We start from the raw sequence: 21,009 nt of genomic DNA, 5'->3' as shown, positions 1-21,009 counted from the left end.
TACGACTGGCGATCCGGGGAGGCGGACATGACCGGAGCAGAGGACGGATACGGGCAGAACGTGGTCGGGGACGGCTACCCGGCCGGAGCCGGCTGGGTGGTGGTGGCCCGGGGAGAACTGGACCAGGACACCCTGATCCCCCTGGAGGAGGCCCTCACCGAGGCGGCGGGCCGGCATCCGCTGGTGATCCTCGACGCCGCTTCCATCACCTTCGGGGACTCCTCGTTCCTGAACCTGCTGCTGCGGCACCACCACCTCACGACCCTGCGCATCGCCGCCCCCGGCGAGCAGTTGCGCCGCCTGTTCGCGGTGACCGGGGCCGATACGGTCCTGTCCCTGTACGAGAGCGTCGAGGCCGCCGCCGGGGCGTGACACCGCTCCCGGCCGAACCGCGGATCAGCGGGTGCCGGGGCCCTCGGAACGCGGGTGGTGCGGGTCCGGTCCGCCGCCGGGCCGGAAGCACGCGGTGATCGCCTTCCCGCCGTGGCAGGCGTGGACGTCCAGGGAGTCGGCCAGGGCGCTGACGATCCCCAGCCCGCGCCCCGACGTGGCGTCCGCGTCGGCAGTCGGCTCCCGGTGGCGGGGCAGCCGCGGATCGGCGTCCGCCACGCTCACGTGCAGGCAGCAGCCGTCCCAGGTCAGCACGAGGTGCGCGGTGCCGGCCGCGTGCAGGTGCGCGTTGGTGACGAGTTCGGAGACGCAGATCAAGACGGAGTACACGGGGTCGGCCACCGAACCGCTCCACGGTATCGACGCCAGGTGGCCCGCCGTCCACTCCCGCGCGGCCCGGACACCCTCCGCGACGGGAAACGACCGGGCCCAGCCCACGGCCTTGACCGCCATCCCCTTCACCCCGTTTCTCCGTGGTGTGCGAGTACTGCCGGTTCGTCTACCCGGAACCCGCCGGATCACCCGATCCTGCCAAAACGGCGGGCCCGTAGGTGAGTTCGGGACGGGAGCCGAGGGCCTCCCGCCCGCTTCCCTTTCCCGCAGGCGGGATGCGCTGTGCCCGGTGTGATCGACCGTGCCTTATCGTCCCTTCGGCGGCGCTAGCCTTCTCCGGACCGGTGGTGCGGCGAAGGCGGATCCCCACGGAGAGCCGGGCGCACCGATGCGCCCCGAAGCCGGGGGCCTTCCTGTCCCGTTCGTCGGAGTGTCGGTTTCGAGTGTGAGGTTGGGGCGGATGGCCGAGCGGGCAGGCACGGGTTCGGCAGGCGGGGCGCCTCCGCTTCCGGGCGAGGGCCAGGGCGAGGGCCGGGGTCGAGGCGAGGGCGGCATCGGCGAGGCGGAGCTGCGCCGGCTGCTCGCCGGACTGACCGCCGTACGCGACGGGGACTTCCGTACCCGGCTGCCCGATGCGGCGGACGGGCTGCTCGGGGAGATCGCCACCGTCTTCAACGGGATGGTCAACCAGCTCTCCCAGTTCACCTCCGAGGTGACGAGGGTGGCCCGCGAGGTGGGCACCGAGGGGACGCTGGGCGGCCAGGCCGACGTGCCGGGAGTCGGCGGCGCCTGGCTGGACCTCACGGATTCGGTCAACTTCATGGCGGGAAACCTCACCGCCCAGGTGCGCTCCATCGCCCAGGTCGCGACCGCCGTGGCCAAGGGCGACCTGTCGCAGAAGATCACCGTCACCGCACGGGGGGAGATCCTGGAGCTGAAGGAGACCATCAACACGATGGTCGACCAGCTCTCCGGATTCGCCGGCGAGGTGACCAGGGTGGCCCGCGAGGTCGGCACCGAGGGCCGGCTCGGCGGCCAGGCCGACGTACAGGGCGTATCCGGTACGTGGAAGGACCTGACGGAGTCGGTCAACGTCATGGCCGACAACCTGACCGCCCAGGTGCGCTCGATCGCCGAGGTCACCACCGCCGTGGCCCAGGGCGATCTGACCCAGAAGATCCGCGTGGACGCGCGCGGGGAGATCCTGGAGCTGAAGGAGACCATCAACACGATGGTCGACCAGCTCTCCGCCTTCGCAGACGAGGTCACCCGCGTGGCCCGCGAGGTCGGCACCGAAGGCAACCTGGGCGGTCAGGCCACGGTCCGGGGCGTCTCCGGCACCTGGAAGGACCTCACCGACAACGTCAACGTCATGGCCTCCAACCTCACCGGCCAGGTGCGCTCCATCGCCCAAGTGGCCACCGCCGTCGCCCGGGGCGACCTCTCGCAGAAGATCATGGTGGAGGCGAAGGGCGAGGTCGCCGCGCTGGCCGGGGTCATCAACACGATGGTCGACACGCTGTCCGCCTTCGCCGACGAAGTCACCCGGGTGGCCCGAGAGGTGGGCACGGAGGGCCGGCTCGGCGGTCAGGCGCAGGTGCCCAACGTGGCGGGCACCTGGAAGGACCTCACCGACAACGTCAACTCCATGGCCAACAACCTCACCGGCCAGGTCCGCAACATCGCCCTCGTCACGACGGCCGTCGCCAACGGCGACCTGTCCAAGAAGATCGACGTGGACGCCCGCGGGGAGATCCTGGAGCTGAAGACCACCATCAACACGATGGTCGACCAGCTCTCCGCCTTCGCCGCCGAGGTCACCCGCGTCGCCCGCGAGGTCGGCAGCGAGGGCCGGCTCGGCGGCCAGGCCGAGGTCGAGGGGGTCTCCGGCACCTGGAAGCGGCTGACCGAGAACGTCAACGAGCTGGCCGGGAACCTGACCCGCCAGGTCCGGGCCATCGCCGAGGTCGCCAGCGCGGTCGCCGAGGGCGACCTGACCCGCTCCATCACGGTCGACGCCTCGGGCGAGGTCGCCGAACTCAAGGACAACATCAACTCCATGGTCGGCTCGCTCCGCGAGAGCACCCGCGCCAACCAGGAGCAGGACTGGCTCAAGTCGAACCTGGCCCGCATCTCCGGCCTGATGCAGGGCCACCGGGACCTGGCCGCCGTCGCCGAACTCGTCATGGACGAACTGACGCCGCTGGTCGCCGCCCAGTACGGAGCCTTCTACCTCGCCGAGGACCGCCCCGGCGGCACCGTGCTCACTCTCGTCGGCTCCTACGGGCGCTCCGCCGCCGCACAGGAGGGGGCCGCCTTCGCCCTCGGAGAGTCCCTCGTCGGACAGGCGGCCCGCAGCCGCCGGATCATCGCCACCGACCAGGTCCCCGCCGGCTACGTGATCTCCTCCGGGCTCGGCCACACCACCCCGGGCAGCCTGATCATCCTGCCCATCGTGGTCGAGGACCAGATCCTCGGCGTGATCGAACTGGCCTCCTTCTCCGCCTTCAACCCTGTCCACCGCGACTTCCTGGCCCAGCTGATGGAGGCGATCGGCGCCAACGTCAACACGATCGTGGCCAACGCCCGCACCGACGAGCTCCTCGGCGAGTCCCAGCGGCTGACCGGCGAGCTCCAGGCCCGCTCGGCGGAACTCCAGGTCCAGCAGGAGGAACTCCAGCGCTCCAACGCGGAGCTGGAGGAGAAGGCCGCCCTCCTCGCCAGTCAGAACAGCGACATCGAGGCCAAGAACCTGGAGATCGAGCAGGCCCGGCAGGAGCTGGAGACCCGCGCGCAGCAGCTGTCGCTGGCCTCCACCTACAAGTCCGAGTTCCTGGCCAACATGAGCCACGAGCTGCGCACCCCCCTCAACAGCCTGCTGATCCTGGCCCAGTTGCTCGCCCAGAACCCCGCGCGCAACCTCACCCCCAAGCAGGTCGAGTACGCCGGCATCATCCACTCCGCCGGCTCGGACCTCCTCCAGCTGATCAACGACATCCTCGACCTGTCGAAGGTCGAGGCCGGCAAGATGGACATCAACCCCGAGCGGGTGCACCTGCCCCAGCTCCTGGAGTACGTCGACGCCACCTTCCGGCCGATGACCACGCAGAAGAGCCTCGACTTCACCGTCACCACGGCCCCCGGAGCCCCCGACGACCTGCTCACCGACGACTCGCGGCTGCGCCAGATCCTGCGCAACCTCCTGTCGAACGCCGTGAAGTTCACCGAGCGCGGCGGCGTCGAGCTCCGCATCGAACCGGCCGCGGCCCCCGAGATCCCCTCCGGACTCTCCCGGCGCGGTCCGATACTGGCCTTCCGGGTGCGCGACACGGGCATCGGCATCCCCGAACAGCAGCTGGAGTCGGTCTTCGGGGCCTTCCAGCAGGCCGACGGCACCACCAGCCGCAAGTACGGCGGTACCGGTCTCGGGCTCTCCATCAGCCGCGAGATCGCCCAGCTCCTCGGCGGCGCCGTCACCGCGGAGAGCACCCCCGGCCAGGGCAGCACCTTCACCCTCTACCTGCCGGTCAGCCGCGCGGACTACGAGGACGCCCCCGCCTCAGACGCTCCCGCGGCGCTCCCGCCGGGGGCCTCGTACCGGGAGGTGACGGCGCAGGGCGCCCGTCCGGGCGAGCCCGCCCTCCCGGAACAGCGGCGTTCCCGCCGCCTGCTGGTCATCGAGGAGCGGACGCACGGCCTGCTCTCGCTCGTCGCCGAGAGCGCCGACCGGGACTTCGTCCCCGGCCACCAGGGGGCGGGGGAGCGGGGCGGCATCCACGTGGTCCACGCCACCGGATCCCGCGAGGCGGCCGCCGCCCTCGCGGCGCACTCCTTCCACTGCGTCGTCCTGGAACTGGACCTGCCCGACGGCGAGGCGCTCCGCTTCCTCGACGCCCTCGACGGAGACCCGGCCCTCGCCTCGCTCCCCGTCCTCGCCCACAACAACCCCCGGGTACGGGCCGGCCAGGAGGAGGCCCTGCGCGGGCGGTCCGCATCGCACCGCGTGGAACTGCTCTCCAGCCTCGACGAGCTGCGCGAACGCATCGCGCTCCACCTCTCCGCCGAACAGCCGGGGGACGTCCTGCCCCTGGTGCAGGGGGAGGCGCGCCGCCGGACCGCCGATCACGTGCGCGAAGACGACCTGGCCGGACGCACCGTACTCGTCGTCGACGACGACGCCCGCAACCTCTTCGCCCTCAGCGGGGTCCTGGAGCTGCACGGCATGCGGGTGCTCCATGCCGAGGACGGCCGCAAGGGGATCGACGCCCTCGTCCGCAACCCCGGCGTCGACATCGTCCTGATGGACGTGATGATGCCCGAACTCGACGGCTACGCCGCCACCGCCGAGATCCGGCGGATGCCGCAGTACGCGGGGCTGCCCATCATCGCGGTCACGGCCAAGGCGATGCCCGGGGACCGGGAGAAGAGCCTCGCCGCGGGCGCCAGCGACTACGTGACCAAGCCGGTGGACGCCGACGACCTGATCGCCCGCATCCGCCGCCGGCTCACCCGGTGACCGGGGACACGCGCCGGCACGACGAGGCCCGCCGGCCGGGAACACCGGGCGCCGACCGGGCGGCGGGCGTCGTCCCGCAGCAGGCCCCGACGCCCCTCGGCCGTCTCGTCGCCACCGTGGAACGGCTGCGCCGCGAAGTGCTGGAGGCACAGGCGGCCGCCGACGGGCGGGCCCTGGTCGAACTGGCGAAGGGCATCCTGATCGGGCAGCTGAACTGCACCCCGGCCGCAGCGGCCCGCCAGCTCGACGTCCTGTGCCGCGAGAGCGGCATGTCCCCCCTCGAACTCGCCGCGGACATCGTCAACCAGGCCTCCCGCGACCACGTCAGCGAGATCGCCGCCGAGTTCGTCGAACGCAACGGGCCGGGTGCGGGTACGGGTACGGGTCCGGGGGGCACGGGCACGGGTACGGTCCCGGGCGCCGGCGGGGCCGGCCCGGCCGGCCGTCACTCCGCGGTGGCGGTGCGGCTGCGCACCGCCGAGAGCGGAGTGCTCGCCGTCGCCGCCGACACCCAGACCGTCGCCGAGTCCCTCCTGGCGAACGCGCTGGGCCCCCTGGGAGCCGTGGCGGTGGCCGTGTGGGCCGCGGAACCCGACGGCTCGCTCGCCCTCGCCGGCCATGCCGGATTCCCGCCCAGGGAGGCCGCCCGCTGGCGCCACGTCCCCCCGGGCGTCTCCACCGTCGCCCGCCGCGCGCTGGCGGAACGCCGACTGGTCACCCTCACCGACCTCGACCGGGAAGGCCTCCCCTCCATCGGCCGCGCCGAGTGGCCCGACGGCGGACGGATGGCGGTGCCCACGGGGACGGGCGGACGCATCCAGGGTGTCCTGGAGATCTGCTGGCCCCGGCCCCTGGAGCCGCAGGCACCCCAGATCGAGCGTCAGGTCGAGGCCCTCGCCGAGCTGTGCGCCCGCACCATGGACGCCTCGGTCCCGTGCGACCCCGCGGCCGCCGACGCGGTCCTCCCGGACGTCGCCGAGCTCATCGACCTCGCCGAGGGGCTCCAGGATCCCGCCGTGGTCCTCACCCCGGTCCTCGACCCCGACGGCCGGCTCGCCGACTTCCGGATCAGGCACACCGGCAGCCGCTTCGTCGACCCGGTGGGACGGCCACGCGGCGACGTCAACGGCGCCCTGCTCCTGGAGGCCTACCCCCTGGCCGCCGGGGAGAGCGGGCTGTTCGACGTCATCGAGCGCGTGCACGCGACGGGCGAGCCCTTCCGCGCCGAACGCATGAGCCTGACCGCGCTCGTCGACCAGATCCCGCTCACCTCGGTCGCGAACATCAGCGTCAGCCGCCACGGCTCCGCCGTCCTGCTGATCTGGCGGATCCAGGACGAGACGGCCCGCCTGGCCAACCTCCTCCAGCACGCCCAGCGCCTGGGCCGCATCGGAGGCTTCGAAGAGGACCTCCTCACCGGCGAGACCACCTGGAACGCCCAGCTCTACGCGCTCCACGGACTCCCACCCACCGCGCCCCCGGTCCGGCTGAGCGAACTCCCCGGCTACGCGCACCCCGACGACTCCGCGGCGCTCGGCCGCTTCCTGCGCGCGGTGCTGCGCCACCGCCGCCCCGCCTCGGTCAACCTGCGCCTGCGCAGATCCGACGGCATCACCCGCCACATCCGGGTCGTCGCCGAACCCGTCCTCGACGCGGACCAGCGGCTGCACGCCGTGCGCGGGGCCTACCAGGACATCTCCGCCCAGCACTGGACCGAGGTGGCCCTGGCCGCGACCCGGGACCAACTCGCCCACACCGAGGCCGAGTCCGCCGAACGCAACCGGCTGGCCCTCCAGCTCCAGCACGCCATCATGCCCGCCACCCCGCAGGCCATCGAGGCGCCGGGGCTGCGGGTGGCCGTCCGCTACCGGCCCGCGGAGATGGAGGCGCTCGTCGGCGGAGACTGGTACGACACCGTGGTGCTGCCCTCCGGGCTGATCATGCTGTCGGTGGGCGACGTGGCCGGCCACGGCATCGAGGCGGCGACCGGCATGGTCGTCCTGCGCAACGCCCTGCGCGGCCTCGCCGTCACCGGGGCGGGCCCCGCCCAGCTGCTGTCCTGGCTCAACACGGTCACGCACCACCTGGCCAAGCACGTGACGGCCACGGCCGTCTGCGGCCTCTTCGACCCGCGCACGCGGGTGATGCGCTGGGCCCGCGCGGGCCACCTGCCACCCGTACTCGTCCGCGGCGGGGAAGCGGAGGCCTTCCCGCTCATCGAGGGGCTGCTCCTCGGAGCCCTGCCCGATGTCTCCTACATCGAGCGGGAGGTACAGCTCGAACCGGACGACACCCTGCTGATGTACACGGACGGGCTGGTGGAGCGCCGGGACTCCTCGGTGCAGGAGTCCCTCGGCCACCTCGTGCGCGTGGCGGCCTCCGCCGCCGGGGACCTGGACGGCCAGCTGGACCGCCTCCTCGCCGAGAGCCGTTCCGACACGGACGACGACACGTGCGTGATCGGCATCCGCGTCGGCTGACGGCCCGGCCGGCCCTCCACGGGCCGGCCATCGACAAAGGAGCTGCACGTGAACCATCGGCCCGAGCCCTTCGAGATCCTCCCCGGCGACCCCGCGTCGCCGGTGATCCTGCACGTCCCGCACTCCTCGCGGGTCATACCGGAGTCCGTCCGCCGGGGAATCGGCCTGTCCGACGGTGCGCTCGACCGGGAGCTCGACCACATCACCGACTCGCACACCGCCGAGATCGCCGCGGCGGCCGCGGCCGCCTCCGCCGTCACGCCGTGGCGGTTCGTCAACGGGCTGTCCCGGCTGGTCGTCGACCCGGAGCGGTTCCCCGACGAACGCGAGGAGATGCTCGCCGTGGGCATGGGCGCGGTGTACACCCACTCCACGCACCGGGAGCGCCTGCGCCCCGAGGGGTTCGACGTCCGCCCCTTGCTCGACCGCTACTTCCACCCGTACGCGGAGGCGATGACGCGGGCCGTGGAGGACCGGCTGCGGACCGCCGGACGAGCGGTGATCATCGACGTGCACTCGTACCCGACGCAGCCCCTCCCGTACGAACTCCACGGGGAGGGCGAGCGGCCGCCGGTCTGCCTGGGCACCGACCCCTTCCACACCCCGCCCGCCCTGTCGGCCGCCGCTGCGAAGGCGTTCGAGGGCTTCGGCGGCACCGGACTCGACAGTCCCTTCAGCGGCACGTACGTGCCGCTGAAGTACTACGGCAGGGACGACCGGGTCGCCGCGCTGATGGTCGAGATCCGCCGGGACACGTACATGACGGAGCCCGGCGGCCCCGCAGGCCCCGGCCTCGCCGCGCTGGCGGCGGCCCTGACGGAACTCGTGGACGAGCAGGCGATCTGATCCGGGCCCGGTGGGGCGATCCCGGGCCCGGCAGGATCCGAAGGAGACGGCCCAGGCGTGTCGGTCCTGGTCCGGGCCGCTGCCGTCCGGCACGGTGGGCGCGGCCGGTGGACCTCCGCCACGACGGCCCGGAACCGTGCGAAGGGGTGCGCATGACGGAGAACGGCAGCGGCAGCTCCCGGACCAGCCGCCGCACCCTCCTGCTGGCCGCCGGATCGGCCGGCGCCGCCGCACTGGCTGCGGCCTGCTCGGGTCCGGCCGCCACCCGGGGGGCGGCAGGCCGGCCCGAAGGCCCCGCGTCCCCGGCCGCAACGGCATCGTCCGGCCCGGCGTGCGTGCTGACCACGGAAGCCGGAGAGGGCCCGTACTACCTCGACCTGGACCGGGTGCGGTCCGACATCACGGAAGGCCGGGCCGGCGTGCCGTTCCGCCTGGACCTGACCGTGCTCAGGGCACCGGCCGGCTGCCGCCCGGTCCCCGGCGCCGCGGTCGACGTCTGGCACGCGGACAGCTCGGGCACCTACTCCACCGGCAAGGACGCCTTCCTGCGCGGCACCCAGCTCACGGACGCCGCCGGGCGGTGCACCTTCCGCACCATCGTGCCGGGCTGGTACCGGGGCCTGGCGCCCCACATCCACTTCAAGGTGCGCCCCGACCGGGACACGGAGACGACCTCGCAGTTCTTCTTCCCCGAGGAACTCCTGCTCCGTGTGTACGCACTCCAGCCGTACGCCCGCCGCAAGGCCCCGGCCCACCCCAACACCCGGGACGGCCGCTACCGGGACTCGGGGGCCGCGATGACCCTGGCCGCATCACCGGACGCGGCCGGCTACCGGGCGGCGTTCACCGTCGGCATCAGCTGACATCCGCCGACGGCTCGTACCAGAGGCTCGTCATCGGGGAGTGCACGGTCCAGCCCAGCGCGGAGTAGAGCGCCCGGCCGTCGGGCGTGCCGACCAGGAGTCCCGTCCGCGCACCGGCCTCGTACGCGGTGTTCTGGAGCGTGCGCATCACCAGCCCGCCGAGGCCCTTGCGCCGGTGCTCGGCGGCGGTCTCGACCTGGTCGACCACGACATGGGCACCGACGGGGGAGCCGGTGCGGGAACCGGTGTGGGAACCGGTGTGGGCGATCTGTCCCCGGGCGGCGAAGTGCCCCTCGCGCGTACGGACCAGCACCCGGCTGACGCCGCCCCGGGTCCAGCTGGTGAGCGTGTAACCGGCCGGCACCTCGGGGCGCTCCGGTACGAGGCGACAGGTCATCAGGAAGCCCGCGACGTCGCTCCGCCAGCCCGGCCCGACCCAGGGCAGCACCGCCTGCTCCTCGGCGAACAGCTTCAGCCAGGTCCCGGGTGCGCTCGTCGCGGCGACGATCTTGCGCACGTCGGCCTCGGAGGGTTCCGGCAGCACGTGCCGGGCGACGTGCTTGGCCTGCCCGACGTCGATCGTCCACCCCCACGGCTCGTCGACCGGGTCCGCACTACCGCGGGAAACCACCCAGCCGCTGATCCACATCCGCACGAGCTCACCGATCCCGCTGTCCGGCACCGCCATCGCCGCCATCCCCCTCGGTTGGTAATAAGTGATAACCCGAACCGGACCTTACATACTGGGAGCGGGTCTTGACCATAGAAGGGGGTGGCGACGGCGTGGCGGCTCCCGGCCGGCTACTGCGTGAGGAACGCGCGGAGCACCGTGACCGTCTCCTCGGGCGCCTCGAAGGGCCAGAAGCGGCCCGAGTCGAAGAGGTGGACGCCGCTCCCCTGGGGAAGGTGGGCGAGGACGTCGGGATCGGTGGAGAACTCGCGGGGCTGCAGCGGGTCGCCCGCTCCCTGCAGGAGCAGGAAACCAGGAGTCGGGCACGCCGTGGAGGAACACCACGACGGGACCGTCCGCGGGTCCCGCCTCGACGTAGTGCCAGCGCACGCTCGCGCCGTCGCCGGGAGCCTCCGCGATGCGGTGGGTGACGGTGACGTTCCCGAGCTGCTCCTGGTCGCCGTCGGCGTCGAGGGCGCGGGGCGGTGTCGGTGGCAGGTCGACGAGGAGCTCGTCGACTCGGGCGAGCCTGGAGAAGCCTTCCTCCAGTCCCGCGCGGACCCGTTGCGGAAGCGGGGAGTGCGCGTGCTGGATCACGTTGCCCTCGGACGGCACGGCCGGTCCTCTCTCGGGGTGGCTGATTGATAAAAACATCAGTTACGCGAGACTCATCAGTCAATGGGGCGCGGTCACGGATCGGGGGAGAGGGTCGGCGCTTCCTGATACTTCCATCAATTGTGGTATCGACTAGAGTCGAGCCATGCAGCAGCCGCCTCCCCAGCCCGTCAATCGCTTCGAGCGCCGCCGGGCCCAGACCCGTCAGGCCCTCATCGGGGCGGCCCGCGCCATCCTCGCCGAGCGGGGCAATGCCGAGGTGAGCATCCAGGTCATCGCAGAACGTGCGGACGTGGGGTTCGGCACCTTCTACAACCACTTCGAGACCAAGGAAGCCCTCTTCGATGCGGCCGTCGCCGACGCGCTGGAGGAGTACGGGCAGCTGCTGGACGCGGCGACGGGGTCGATCGACGACCCGGCCGAGACCTTCGCGACCAGCGTCCGGCTCGCGCTGCGCCTGGCGGCGAGCCATCCGGAGATCGCGGGAATCCTCCGCGTCCGAGGTCTGCAGCACGTGCACAGCGGGACCGGCCTCGGTCCGCGGGCCCTGCGCGACCTGGAGGTCGGCAGGGCGTCCGGCCGGTTCCGCGTCGCGGACGCGCAGGTCGCGCTGAGCGCCGTCGGCGGGGCCGTCCTGGGGATGGTCCAGCTGGGGGCCGCCGCCGACCTCGGTGAGGCGGCGGGCGAGCAGACGGCCGAGATGATCCTGTGCATGCTCGGCGTTCCCGCCGACGAGGCCCGCGAACTGGCGACCCGACCCCTGCCGGCCTTGGGGCAGTAGGGCGGAGGCGCCGCCCCGCGGGTGGGGTCGAGCGCGATGCGGAGTGGCGGGCGGGTGGAGCGGACTCCACCCGCCCGTCGCGCTATGGGTGCCTGATGCCCCCTAATGCCCTTCGTCGTGGATGATGGAGAAATCGTAACTGATGAATACCTCAGTTACGATGGATCCCATGAAGCCTGCAATCGGGGACACCCCCCTCCGAGTGGGCCGCGCCGGCACCCGTGGCGTTCTCTTCGCCATGTGCCTGTCGCTGGTCCTGGTCGTCGCGTCGGTCTCCGCGCTCAATCTGGCCCTGCCGGACCTCGCGGTGGACCTGGACGCCTCGAACTCCTCGCTGACCTGGATAGCCGACGGCTACACCGTCGCCCTGGCCGCGCTCGTCCTGCCCTTCGGTGCGCTCGGAGACCTGTTCGGCCGCCGCCGGATGCTGGTCCTCGGCCATCTGGTGTTCGGGGCGGCAGCCCTGTGCGCCGCCTTCGCCGACTCCACCACCCACCTGATCGTCTGGCGCGTCCTGATGGGTATCGGCGCTGCCATGATCATGCCGGGCACCCTGTCCACGATCACCTCCGTCTTCCCGGCCGACAGGAAGGACCGCGGGGTGGCCACCTGGTCGGGATTCGCCGCCGCAGGTGCCATCATCGGCATGCTCGTCGCCGGCGGTCTGCTGGAGCGGTGGACCTGGAAGTCGATCTTCGTCGTCAGTGCGGCCACCTCGCTGGTCTGCGCACTGGCGGCCCCGTTCCTGGCACCGGAGACCAGGAGTTCCGCACCGGAGCCCTTCGACCGAGGCGGTTCCGTGACCACCGCGCTCATGGTGGGAACCCTGGTCTACGGCATCATCGAGGGCAGCGACCGCGGTTGGACGCGGCCCGAAGTCCTCGTCGCCTTCGGCGTCTCCGGCCTCGCCCTGGCCGGATACGTCGCCCTCGGGCTGCGCAGCCGTCACCCGATCCTCGATCCGCGCCTGTTCCTCCTGCGCGGCTTCCGTGCCGGCACCATCGCGATCATGACCCAGTTCATGGCCGTCTTCGGGTTCTTCTTCGTCGGCCTGCAGTTCCTCCAGCTCATCCTCGGCTACAGCCCCCTCAAGAGCGCTGTCGCCCTCATCCCGGTCGCCGCCGTGGTCCTGCCCGCCTCGCAGGTCACGCCACGGCTCGTCCGCCGGCTCGGCTACCGGACCGTGCTGCCCGCGGGTCTGCTGTTGCTGGCCGGCGGGATGTTCTGGCTGACCCTCCTGGATGCCGGGAGCGGCTACCCCGCCTTCCTCGTCGCCCTCGTCGTCGCGGGGCTCGGCATCGGTCTGATCGGCTCCGCCGGCACCAGCTCGATCGTCGACTCCCTCGGCCCCGACCGTCAGGGTGTGGCCTCCGCCATGAACGACACCACCCGTGAGGTCGGGTCCGCCGTCGGCATCGCCGTCATGGGCTCGGTCTTCTCCTCCCAGTACCGCTCCGCCCTCCCCGACAGCATCCGCGGGCTCCCCGCGGACGCCGCCGAAACGGTGCGCCACTCCGCCGCCGGAGGGCTCCAGGTCGCCTCCCGCCTCGGAGAGCGCGGACAGCAACTCGCCGGCGGGGTGCGCGATGCCTTCATGAACGGCTTCACCGACGCCATGAGCGTCATCGCCGTGATCCTGGCCGTGGCCGCCGTCGTCTGCCTGGTCTTCGCCCCGGCCCGTCACCGGAGCGCCGTGGGCGGCCCGGACGGGGAACCGCAGACCGCGGATCGCCCACAGGAAACGCACTGTTGACAGACTGATCGGTCAAGACTGATGCTTTCATCAATTACGTCGGGGGTGTCATCCACCGCCGTCCGTCCGCGGACCCCTGGCCCTTCCCAGCAGGAGAACCCCATGAGCACAGCCGTTGTCCGGACGTCCGAGGGCTGGTGGGTCCAGCGCGCCGACGGCCGGATCCGCCCGGTCGAGACCGACGCCGTCACCACCGCCGAGCTCCTGGCCGACCGTCCCGCCGTCGAGCGGGCCTCCCGCGCGGAGGGCGGCTGGGAGGAGCCCGGCGCGCGGGAACTGCTCTCCCCGGTCACCACGCCGTGCCGCGTGGTCGCCCAGATGGTGAACTACCGCTCGCACGCGGTCGATTCCGGATTCGACCCCGACCTGGTCCCCACCGCGTTCTTCCGCAAGGCCTCCGGATCGGTGACCGGACCGGCCTCCGAGATCGTCCGCCCCGAGCACGTCCGGCTCCTGGACCACGAGGTCGAACTCGGCCTGGTCTTCGGAGCGCAGCTCCCCCTCGGCAGCGACGTCACGCCCGGCTCGCTGCCGCAGTACATCGCGGCCCTGGTCGTGGCCAACGACATCAGCGCCCGCGACCTCCAGCTGCCCAAGACCCAGTTCTACGAGAGCAAGTCCTACCCGACCTTCACCCCGCTCGGCCCGCGCCTCGTCCTCGTCGACGCCCAGGACCTCGCGAGCCTGGACCGGCTGCGACTGCTCTGCACGGTCAACGGGCAGGTCCGCCAGGACAGCACCCCCGCCGACATGATCACCAAGCCGGACCGGGCACTGACCGCACTCGCCCGGTTCCAGACGATGGCCCCCGGAGACGTCCTGCTGACGGGAACACCCGGGGGGACCGCCCTGCGCTCCCCGGGCAAGGCCCTCGAACTGATCGGCTCCTTGCTGCCGCCCGCGAAGAAGTGGCGGGCCTTCTTCGCCCGGCAGGAGAAGAACCCCGCCTACCTCAGGCCCGGCGACCTGGTGACGACCTCCATCGCCACGCCCGACGCATCCCTGGACCTCGGCACCCAGCGGACCCCGGTCCGCGCCGCGACCGCGAAGGAACGCACATGACCACGCCCCCGGACCTCCTGTGGCCGGAGTACTCCACCCCGGACTCCCTCCCCGCGATCGAGCGGGTGGCGCTCGCGGACCGGCACCTGCCCGCCTCCACCTACGCCGTCCTGACCCGGGCCGCCGAACTCTGGCCCGACCGGCCGGCCATGACCTTCCTGCCGGGAGCCGAAGCCCCGGAACCGGGAACCACCCGTACCTACGCCGAGCTGCGCGCGGACGTCGACCGCATCGCCGCTCTCCTCCGCTCCCACGCCGTCGGCCGCGGGCTCACCGTGGGCCTGCTGTCCCCGAACACCGCTCTCCTGCCCGCCGCGTTCCTGGCCGCCCAGGCCACCGGCATCGCGGCCCCGGTCAACCCGCACCTCCCCGCCGAGCACATCAGCCGGCTGCTGGAACGGGCCCGGGCCCGGATCCTGGTCGCCGCCGGACCCGAACTCGACCCCGAGGTCTGGGCCACCGCCCGCACCGTGGCCGCGGAACTGAACGCGACCGCCCTGTACGCACTGAGGCCCACCGGCGCCGAAGGCCCCGGCCCCGGCCTGGAACCCCTGTCGGGAACCGTCGTAGGCCACCTGGACGCCGCGGCGGCCGGACTCCCGGACACGCCGCATCCGCAGCCGCCCGCGGCCGGGGACCTCGCGGGCCTCTTCCACACCGGAGGCACCACCGGCGCTCCGAAACTCGCCGCGCACACCCACACCAACCAGGTCGTCGACGCGTGGAGCATTGCGGCGAACTCCCTCCTCGACGAGGACTCCACCGTGTTCGCCGGCCTTCCCCTGTTCCACGTCAACGCCTTGGTCGTCACCCTCATCGCCCCCATGCTCCGCGGCCAGCACGTGGTGTGGGCGGGCCCGCTCGGCTACCGCGAACCGGCCCTCTACAGCCGGATCTGGAAGATCGTCGAGCGCTACCGGATCGCCGCGATGTCCGCGGTCCCCACGGTCTACTCCGTCCTGGCCCACGTCCCCGTGGACGCGGACATCAGCTCCATGCGGTTCGCCGCCGTCGGCGCCTCGGCCCTTCCCGACACGGTCCGCACGGCCTTCACGGCCACCACCGGAATCGAACTCTGCGAGGGATACGGACTGACGGAGGCGACCTGTGCCACGGCCCGGAGCTTCACCGGCGCCGACCACCGCCCCGGATCCGTCGGACAACGCCTGCCCTACCAGCAGGTCCGGACCGTGCTGGTGGACAGCCAGGGGAACTGGCTGAGCCTGCCCGAGGGCGCACCGGGCGTCCTCCTGGTCAAGGGCCCCACCGTGTTCGCGGGTTACGTCACCGGGCACGGTCCGACGGGTCCGCGCCTGGACACCCGGGCGACCGTGCGCGACGGCTGGCTCAACACCGGCGACCTCGCCCGCGTGGACAAGGACGGGTTCATCCACCTCCTCGGCCGCGCCAAGGACCTGATCATCAGGGGCGGACACAACATCGACCCCGCCGCCGTCGAGGACGCCCTCCTGCACCACCCCTACGTCACCGGTGCGAGCGCCGTGGGCCGCCCCGACCCCCACTCCGGGGAGGTCCCCATCGCCTACGTCACCCTCGCCCCGGGCGCACCCGAGGCCATGACCGGACCCGAGGCCCTGATCGCGCACGCCAGGACCTTCCTGCACGAGAAGGCAGCCGTGCCGAAGGACGTCATCGTCCTGGACGCCCTGCCGGTCACCGCCGTGGGCAAGCCCACCAAAGTCCCGCTGCGGATGCGCACCCTGACGCAGACCGTCCTCGACGAACTCGCCGCCATCGGCCTGCCCTGCCGGCCCGACCGCGTCCGCTGCCACCTCGACGGACCACGGCTGACGGTCACCGTCCCCAGGCCCGCCGACATCGCCGACGCCGACCGGATCACCGCCGCCCTCGGCCGGTACACCTTCGACTGGACCTTCACCGAGCGCTGAGCGCCACCCGTCTGGAGCCACCCATGACCACCACTCCCACCCCCGCTCCCACCCCGCCGGATCCCCACCAGGGGCTGCACAGCCAGGACGGAGCCCGCCGGGGCGAACACCCCGGACGGGACCCGCAGCCCGTCGTCAAGGTCGTCGACCTGGCCTGGCTGGAGTTCGTCAAGCCCGACCTGGAGCGGGCGGAAACCTTCGCCCGGGACTTCGGTTTCGCCGTCGCCGCCCGGACCCCCCGGACCCTCTACCTGCGCGGCACCCTGCCCGGACCGCACTGCCTGGTCATCCGCAAGGGCCCGGCCTCCCGCTTCCTGGGCCCGGCCTTCCTCGCCGCGGACCGCACCGACCTCGACCGCCTCGCCGGAGCCACGGGCCGACGCGTCCACGCACTGCACGAGTACGGAGGCGGTAGCGCGGTGGACCTCCTGGACCCCTCCGGCATCCCCGTCCGGGTCGTCCACGGCGTCACCGACCACCCGGCCCTGCCCGTCCAGCAACCGCTGCCGCTCAACTCGGGCGGAAGCCGCGTACGGATCAACGTGACCCAGCGACCGCCCCTGGAGCCGGCCCGCGTCGAACGACTCGGCCACCTCGTGCTCTCCACGCCCGTCTTCCGACGCACCCTGGACTGGTACGTGCACCACCTCGGCCTCATCGTCAGCGACTTCCTCCACCTCGACGGACAGCGCGAGCGCGGCCCCACCATGGCCTTCCTCCGGTGCGACCGGGGCAGCCTGCCGGCCGACCACCACACCCTCGCCCTCCACCTGGGCCCCGACACGGGCTACGTCCACTCCGCCTACCAGGTCGCCGACCTGGACGCCCTCGCGGCCGGCGGCACCTACCTCGCCCAGCGCGGCTACCGCCGCTCCTGGGGCATCGGCCGCCACTTCCAGGGCAGCCAGATCTTCGACTACTGGCGCGACCCCGACCGGTTCCTCGTCGAGCACTTCACCGACGGCGACCTCTTCGACCACACCCTCGAACCCGGCTGGGCCGCCATGTCCGCCTCCGGACTCGCCCAATGGGGACCGCCCGCCACCCGGGACTTCCTCGGAGCCACCCCCTCACCCGCCCTGCTGCGCACCGTGCTCACCGCCCTGCGCCAGGACAACGAGCTCGACCCGGCACGGCTGACCGCCCTGATGAAGGCCATGCACTCATGACCCGCCACCCCGCTGCCCCCGGTGCGGCAGACCCGGTCGCCGTCATCGGAGCGGGCCCCGTGGGGATGGTCGCAGCCCTCCTGCTGGCGCGGTACGGCGTGCCCTGCGAGGTGTTCGAGCGACACGGGGCCCCCTACCCCCTGCCCCGCGCCGTCCACATGGACGACGAGGTCGTGCGGATCCTCCAGGCCGTCGGAGCGGCCGGACCCTTCACCGCCCGCAGCAGACCGGCCCTCGGCATGCAGCTCGTGGACTCCCGGCACCGCGTCCTGGCCCGCTTCCTGCGCGATGCCCCCACGGGAGCACACGGGTATCCCCAGGCCAACATGTTCGACCAGCCCGAACTCGAAGCCATCCTCCGCGATCTGATCGAACAGCACCCCCTGGTACGGCTGCACGGCAGCACCGAGGTCCTCGGCCTGACCCTGCCGCCCCCCGGTACGCGCGGGCCCGACGCCTTGCACGTCAAGGACCTCGCCACCGGGGCCGAACGCACCGTGCGCCCGGCCGCCGTGCTCGGATGCGACGGGGCCACGAGCCTGACCCGCCGGGCCATCGGCTCCCGGCCGCAGGTGCTCGGCGAGCCCCAGCACTGGTTCGTGGCCGACGTCCGGTGTCCCGTCCCCCTCCCCGCCTGGGACGGCGTCCACCAGGTGTGCGACCCCGCACGCCCCGCCTCCTATATGCGCATCGGCGAGGACCGCTACCGCTGGGAGTTCCGCCTCGCCGACCGGGAAGCCGAGGAGGCCGCCGCGGACCGGGCCCGCACCCTGCGGCTCCTCGCACCCTGGACCGGGTCGGTCCCCGAGCGCCATCTCGACGTGGTCCGCACGGCCCGGTACACCTTCCGCGCGCAGGTCGCCGACCGCTGGCGCCACGACCGCGTCTTCCTCCTCGGCGACGCCGCCCACCTCACTCCGCCCTTCATCGGCCAAGGCCTCGGCGCGGGCCTGCGCGACGCCCACAACCTGGCCTGGAAACTCGCACGGGTGCTGGGCGGACACAGCTCCGAAGACCTCCTCGACACCTACGAGAGCGAACGCCGCCCGCACGCGGTCCACCTGGTCCGCACCGCCGTCCTCATCGGCGGGGCCATGACCAGCGGTCACCCCGCCGCCCGGATCGCACGCCGGGCGGGTCTCGCGCTCGGCCGCCGTGCCCGGCTGCCGGCCCGCGCCGTACCGGCCACCCTCAGCCCCGCCCTGCGCGGCGGAACGCTCGCACGGCGAACCCCCGTCCCCATGCGGAGCCCGCGCCCGGGCGAACTGGCGCCCCAGCCCCCGATCCGTACAGCCGACGGACGCCCCGTACGCCTGGACGACCTGCTCGGCGACGGTTTCGCACTCCTCACCTGTCGCCCCCTCACCCCCGGCGAGGACCGTCTCGCACGCGCCGTACCGGCCCGGATCCTCACCGTGCTCCCGCCCGGCGCCGCACGTCCGGACGCCGGGAACACCGCGTACGCGATCGACACCACGGGCGCGCTCGGCAGCTGGCTCCGCGGAGGCGCGGTCCTGCTCCGACCGGACCGTGTGGTGCTCGCCGCCCGGCACGGGAGAGGGGATTCGCTCGTGGAGTCGGCGCACGCGTGGGCCCGGGTACTGGCACCGCCCGGCCCCGCCATGAGGGAACACAAAGTGTTCGAGTGATTGCATTGCGTGATGATCCAGGTGTGCGGGGACTCCTGGCGGGCAGATAACCCGCATGCTCTCGGACATGATCGACCGGTTGCGGCTCCTGCCCCGCCCGCGCCGGACCCCCGCCTTCACCGCCGACTTCGCCTCGCCCACCCAGTGGATCGCCGGCCGTTCCTGGGCCTATCCCGACGGCGGCCCCGTCAACCCGGGCGACAACAAACTGGACCACCTCACCGACGACCCCGCCTACAGCCGCGCCGGGGTCTTCCGGGCGACACCGCGACCCGACGGCGACTGGGACTGCGGGCTGCTCACCACCGAGGGCAGTGACGAGGGCTTCCAAGTGCGCACCGGAGACGTGCTGGAGGCCCGGGTGAAGCTGCCGGAACAGGTCGGCGCCTGGCCCGCCATCTGGACCTGGCGCGACGGCGGCCAGGAGATCGACGTCTTCGAGTACCACCCGGACAACCCGGACCTCCTCGAACTCTCCAACCACGTCCGGGAGGCCCACCGCTACCACCGCGATCCGGCGGTCCGCCCCGGGGCGTGGATCGACATGAAGGTCGAGTTCGGGAAGGGCTCGGTCGTCTGGTGGGTCAACGGCGACCGGGTCTTCAGCGACGGCAGGGGAGTGGGCCGCCGCTGGTCCGCGTACCTCATCGTCAACCTCTCGGTCTGCGCGGGCCGTTACCACCCGGCGCCGGAGTCCGGGGTCACGGAGCTGTCCTACGAGGTCGCGCAGTTGCGGGTGTACCGGACGCTCCGGGGGCTGCTCTAGAACGGCGAGACGGCGGCGAGGCCGTGGCGACGCGGCGACGGCGGCCGGATTCCCGGGGAAGGCGGTGGCCGGGACACGCCCTGGACGCCGAATCCGGGGTGCGTTAGCTTCCGGCGCCATGAGACTTCTGGGAGTTGGCATGTGCGCGGCGGCTCTGCTGCTGGGGGTGGTGGCCGCCCCGGCGCAGGCCGCCGACGGGCCACGGGAGCTCCGGAGTGCGCGCTGGGCGCTGAAGGAGACCGGCAAGGACGCCCGCTTCCGGGGACTGGCAGCGGTGAGCCGGTCCACGGCCTGGGTGGCCGGCTCGAAGGGGACCGTCCTGCGCACCTCGGACGGCGGTCGCAGCTGGCGCGACGTCTCACCGCCCGCGGCCGTCGCGGAGGGGCTGGAGCTGCGGGACATCGAGGCCTTCGACGGGCGGCGCGCCGTGGCCCTGTCCATCGGCGAGGGCGAGGCCTCCCGGGTACTGCGCACCGAGGACGGCGGCGCCACCTGGACGGAGACCTTCCGCAACCCCGACCCGCGGGCCTTCTACGACTGCCTCACCTTCTTCGACTCCCGCCACGGGCTCGCGATGAGCGACCCGGTCGACGGCAAGTTCCGCATCCTGTCCACGGACGACGGCGGCCGCAGCTGGCGGGTGCTGCCGAACGCGGGGATGCCGGACGCGCTGCCGGGCGAGGCGGGCTTCGCGGCGAGCGGCCAGTGCCTGGTGTCCGCCGGACCGCGCGACGTCTGGCTGGCCACCGGCGGCGGCCCGGTCGCACGGGTGCTGCACTCCGCGGACCGCGGCCTCACCTGGCGGGCCGCCGAATCCACCCTCCCCGCGGGCGACCCGGCGCGCGGCGTCTTCGCCCTCGCCTTCAGGGACCGTACGAGGGGCCTGGCGGTCGGCGGCGACTACCGCACCGGTCAGGCCTCCCCGCAGGCCGCGGCGGTCTCCTCGGACGCGGGCCGGAGCTGGCGCCCGGCGTCCGCCCCGCCGCCGGCCTACCGTTCGGGCGCGGCCTGGTTCCCGTACGGGGCCGGCGCGGCCCTGGCGGTGGGCCCGACGGGCACGGACGTCACCCGGGACGGCGGTCGCACCTGGCGGGCGCTCGACCCGGGTTCCTTCGACACGGTCGCCTGCACGGCGGACGGCGCCTGCTGGGCGTCGGGGGAGAAGGGACGGGTCGGGCGCCTGGAAGGGGCGCGCCGGGGCTGATC

General features: G+C 72.9%; 16 protein-coding genes. 14 read left to right on the top strand and 2 right to left on the bottom strand.

The genetic code is table 11. The features are described 5' to 3' along the window. Positions 1 to 27 precede the first annotated feature (27 nt). Positions 28 to 372 carry an STAS domain-containing protein gene (locus ACZ60J_RS01765; RefSeq protein WP_469678066.1) on the top strand — a complete coding sequence of 115 codons (345 nt, stop codon included), beginning with the start codon at positions 28 to 30 and terminating at the stop codon, positions 370 to 372. Positions 373 to 396: 24 nt separating this feature from the next. Here the strand turns inward: ACZ60J_RS01765 and ACZ60J_RS01760 are convergent, their stop codons facing one another. After that, positions 397 to 843 (bottom strand): ATP-binding protein, encoded by a 447-nt coding sequence (locus tag ACZ60J_RS01760; protein WP_469679085.1) that lies wholly within the window; start codon positions 841 to 843, stop codon positions 397 to 399. Between the two features lie 340 nt (positions 844 to 1,183). Between ACZ60J_RS01760 and ACZ60J_RS01755 the strand changes: the two genes are divergently transcribed. From ACZ60J_RS01755 to ACZ60J_RS01740, 4 genes are all read left to right on the top strand, one after another. Continuing rightward, entirely contained in the window at positions 1,184 to 5,239 is a 4,056-nt protein-coding gene (locus ACZ60J_RS01755) for a HAMP domain-containing protein (RefSeq protein ID WP_469678064.1), read from the top strand. After that, positions 5,236 to 7,719 carry a PP2C family protein-serine/threonine phosphatase gene (locus ACZ60J_RS01750; RefSeq protein WP_469678062.1) on the top strand — a complete coding sequence of 828 codons (2,484 nt, stop codon included), beginning with the start codon at positions 5,236 to 5,238 and terminating at the stop codon, positions 7,717 to 7,719. The genes ACZ60J_RS01755 and ACZ60J_RS01750 overlap by 4 nt, the downstream gene beginning before the upstream one ends. Before the next feature lie 48 nt (positions 7,720 to 7,767). Then, on the top strand, positions 7,768 to 8,565 hold the full coding sequence (locus tag ACZ60J_RS01745; protein ID WP_469678060.1) for an N-formylglutamate amidohydrolase: 798 nt from the start codon (positions 7,768 to 7,770) through the stop codon (positions 8,563 to 8,565). Between the two features lie 152 nt (positions 8,566 to 8,717). After that, positions 8,718 to 9,428: a dioxygenase family protein gene (locus tag ACZ60J_RS01740; RefSeq protein ID WP_469678058.1), complete on the top strand. Its 711-nt coding sequence runs from the start codon at positions 8,718 to 8,720 to the stop codon at positions 9,426 to 9,428. On the opposite strand, the gene ACZ60J_RS01735 is transcribed toward ACZ60J_RS01740, so the two are convergent. Then, entirely contained in the window at positions 9,421 to 10,116 is a 696-nt protein-coding gene (locus ACZ60J_RS01735; RefSeq protein WP_469678057.1) for a GNAT family N-acetyltransferase, read from the bottom strand. The genes ACZ60J_RS01740 and ACZ60J_RS01735 overlap by 8 nt on opposite strands. Positions 10,117 to 10,428: 312 nt before the next feature. Between ACZ60J_RS01735 and ACZ60J_RS01730 the strand changes: the two genes are divergently transcribed. From ACZ60J_RS01730 to ACZ60J_RS01690, 9 genes are all read left to right on the top strand, one after another. Next, the gene (locus tag ACZ60J_RS01730; protein ID WP_469678055.1) at positions 10,429 to 10,743 is read left to right on the top strand and encodes a hypothetical protein; all 315 of its coding nucleotides are present in this window, start codon (positions 10,429 to 10,431) and stop codon (positions 10,741 to 10,743) included. 115 nt (positions 10,744 to 10,858) lie between these two features. Continuing rightward, positions 10,859 to 11,494, top strand: coding sequence for a TetR/AcrR family transcriptional regulator (locus tag ACZ60J_RS01725; RefSeq protein ID WP_469678053.1), 636 nt, complete (start codon positions 10,859 to 10,861; stop codon positions 11,492 to 11,494). A gap of 169 nt (positions 11,495 to 11,663) precedes the next feature. Further along, entirely contained in the window at positions 11,664 to 13,247 is a 1,584-nt protein-coding gene (locus ACZ60J_RS01720) for an MFS transporter (RefSeq protein WP_469678051.1), read from the top strand. Between the two features lie 102 nt (positions 13,248 to 13,349). Beyond that, positions 13,350 to 14,309, top strand: a complete 960-nt coding sequence (locus ACZ60J_RS01715) for a fumarylacetoacetate hydrolase family protein (RefSeq protein ID WP_469678049.1) — start codon at positions 13,350 to 13,352, stop codon at positions 14,307 to 14,309. Further along, complete coding sequence (locus ACZ60J_RS01710; RefSeq protein WP_469678047.1) at positions 14,306 to 16,219, top strand: acyl-CoA synthetase; 1,914 nt, start codon at positions 14,306 to 14,308, stop codon at positions 16,217 to 16,219. Before ACZ60J_RS01715 ends, ACZ60J_RS01710 begins: the two co-directional genes overlap by 4 nt. Before the next feature lie 23 nt (positions 16,220 to 16,242). After that, positions 16,243 to 17,388 carry a VOC family protein gene (locus ACZ60J_RS01705; RefSeq protein WP_469678045.1) on the top strand — a complete coding sequence of 382 codons (1,146 nt, stop codon included), beginning with the start codon at positions 16,243 to 16,245 and terminating at the stop codon, positions 17,386 to 17,388. After that, positions 17,385 to 19,037, top strand: a complete 1,653-nt coding sequence (locus tag ACZ60J_RS01700) for a bifunctional 3-(3-hydroxy-phenyl)propionate/3-hydroxycinnamic acid hydroxylase (protein ID WP_469678043.1) — start codon at positions 17,385 to 17,387, stop codon at positions 19,035 to 19,037. Before ACZ60J_RS01705 ends, ACZ60J_RS01700 begins: the two co-directional genes overlap by 4 nt. 67 nt (positions 19,038 to 19,104) lie before the next feature. Beyond that, positions 19,105 to 19,803: a beta-glucanase gene (locus ACZ60J_RS01695; protein ID WP_469678041.1), complete on the top strand. Its 699-nt coding sequence runs from the start codon at positions 19,105 to 19,107 to the stop codon at positions 19,801 to 19,803. Between the two features lie 118 nt (positions 19,804 to 19,921). Then, on the top strand, positions 19,922 to 21,007 hold the full coding sequence (locus ACZ60J_RS01690; RefSeq protein ID WP_469678039.1) for a WD40/YVTN/BNR-like repeat-containing protein: 1,086 nt from the start codon (positions 19,922 to 19,924) through the stop codon (positions 21,005 to 21,007). Positions 21,008 to 21,009 lie beyond the last annotated feature (2 nt).

This window comes from Streptomyces sp. NPDC104226, from assembly GCF_055584085.1.
This window is presented reverse-complemented; position numbering and strand designations above follow the sequence as displayed.

What these genes read in the sequence shown, in the direction of transcription:
- ACZ60J_RS01710 (WP_469678047.1), top strand. Translation starts at nt 14,306, where the DNA reads ATGACCACGCCCCCGGACCTCCTGTGGCCGGAGTACTCCACCCCGGAC.
- ACZ60J_RS01760 (WP_469679085.1), bottom strand. Translation starts at nt 843, where the DNA reads ATGGCGGTCAAGGCCGTGGGCTGGGCCCGGTCGTTTCCCGTCGCGGAG.
- ACZ60J_RS01695 (WP_469678041.1), top strand. Translation starts at nt 19,105, where the DNA reads ATGATCGACCGGTTGCGGCTCCTGCCCCGCCCGCGCCGGACCCCCGCC.
- ACZ60J_RS01705 (WP_469678045.1), top strand. Translation starts at nt 16,243, where the DNA reads ATGACCACCACTCCCACCCCCGCTCCCACCCCGCCGGATCCCCACCAG.
- ACZ60J_RS01740 (WP_469678058.1), top strand. Translation starts at nt 8,718, where the DNA reads ATGACGGAGAACGGCAGCGGCAGCTCCCGGACCAGCCGCCGCACCCTC.
- ACZ60J_RS01715 (WP_469678049.1), top strand. Translation starts at nt 13,350, where the DNA reads ATGAGCACAGCCGTTGTCCGGACGTCCGAGGGCTGGTGGGTCCAGCGC.
- ACZ60J_RS01720 (WP_469678051.1), top strand. Translation starts at nt 11,664, where the DNA reads ATGAAGCCTGCAATCGGGGACACCCCCCTCCGAGTGGGCCGCGCCGGC.
- ACZ60J_RS01725 (WP_469678053.1), top strand. Translation starts at nt 10,859, where the DNA reads ATGCAGCAGCCGCCTCCCCAGCCCGTCAATCGCTTCGAGCGCCGCCGG.
- ACZ60J_RS01700 (WP_469678043.1), top strand. Translation starts at nt 17,385, where the DNA reads ATGACCCGCCACCCCGCTGCCCCCGGTGCGGCAGACCCGGTCGCCGTC.
- ACZ60J_RS01735 (WP_469678057.1), bottom strand. Translation starts at nt 10,116, where the DNA reads ATGGCGGTGCCGGACAGCGGGATCGGTGAGCTCGTGCGGATGTGGATC.
- ACZ60J_RS01690 (WP_469678039.1), top strand. Translation starts at nt 19,922, where the DNA reads ATGAGACTTCTGGGAGTTGGCATGTGCGCGGCGGCTCTGCTGCTGGGG.
- ACZ60J_RS01765 (WP_469678066.1), top strand. Translation starts at nt 28, where the DNA reads ATGACCGGAGCAGAGGACGGATACGGGCAGAACGTGGTCGGGGACGGC.
- ACZ60J_RS01755 (WP_469678064.1), top strand. Translation starts at nt 1,184, where the DNA reads ATGGCCGAGCGGGCAGGCACGGGTTCGGCAGGCGGGGCGCCTCCGCTT.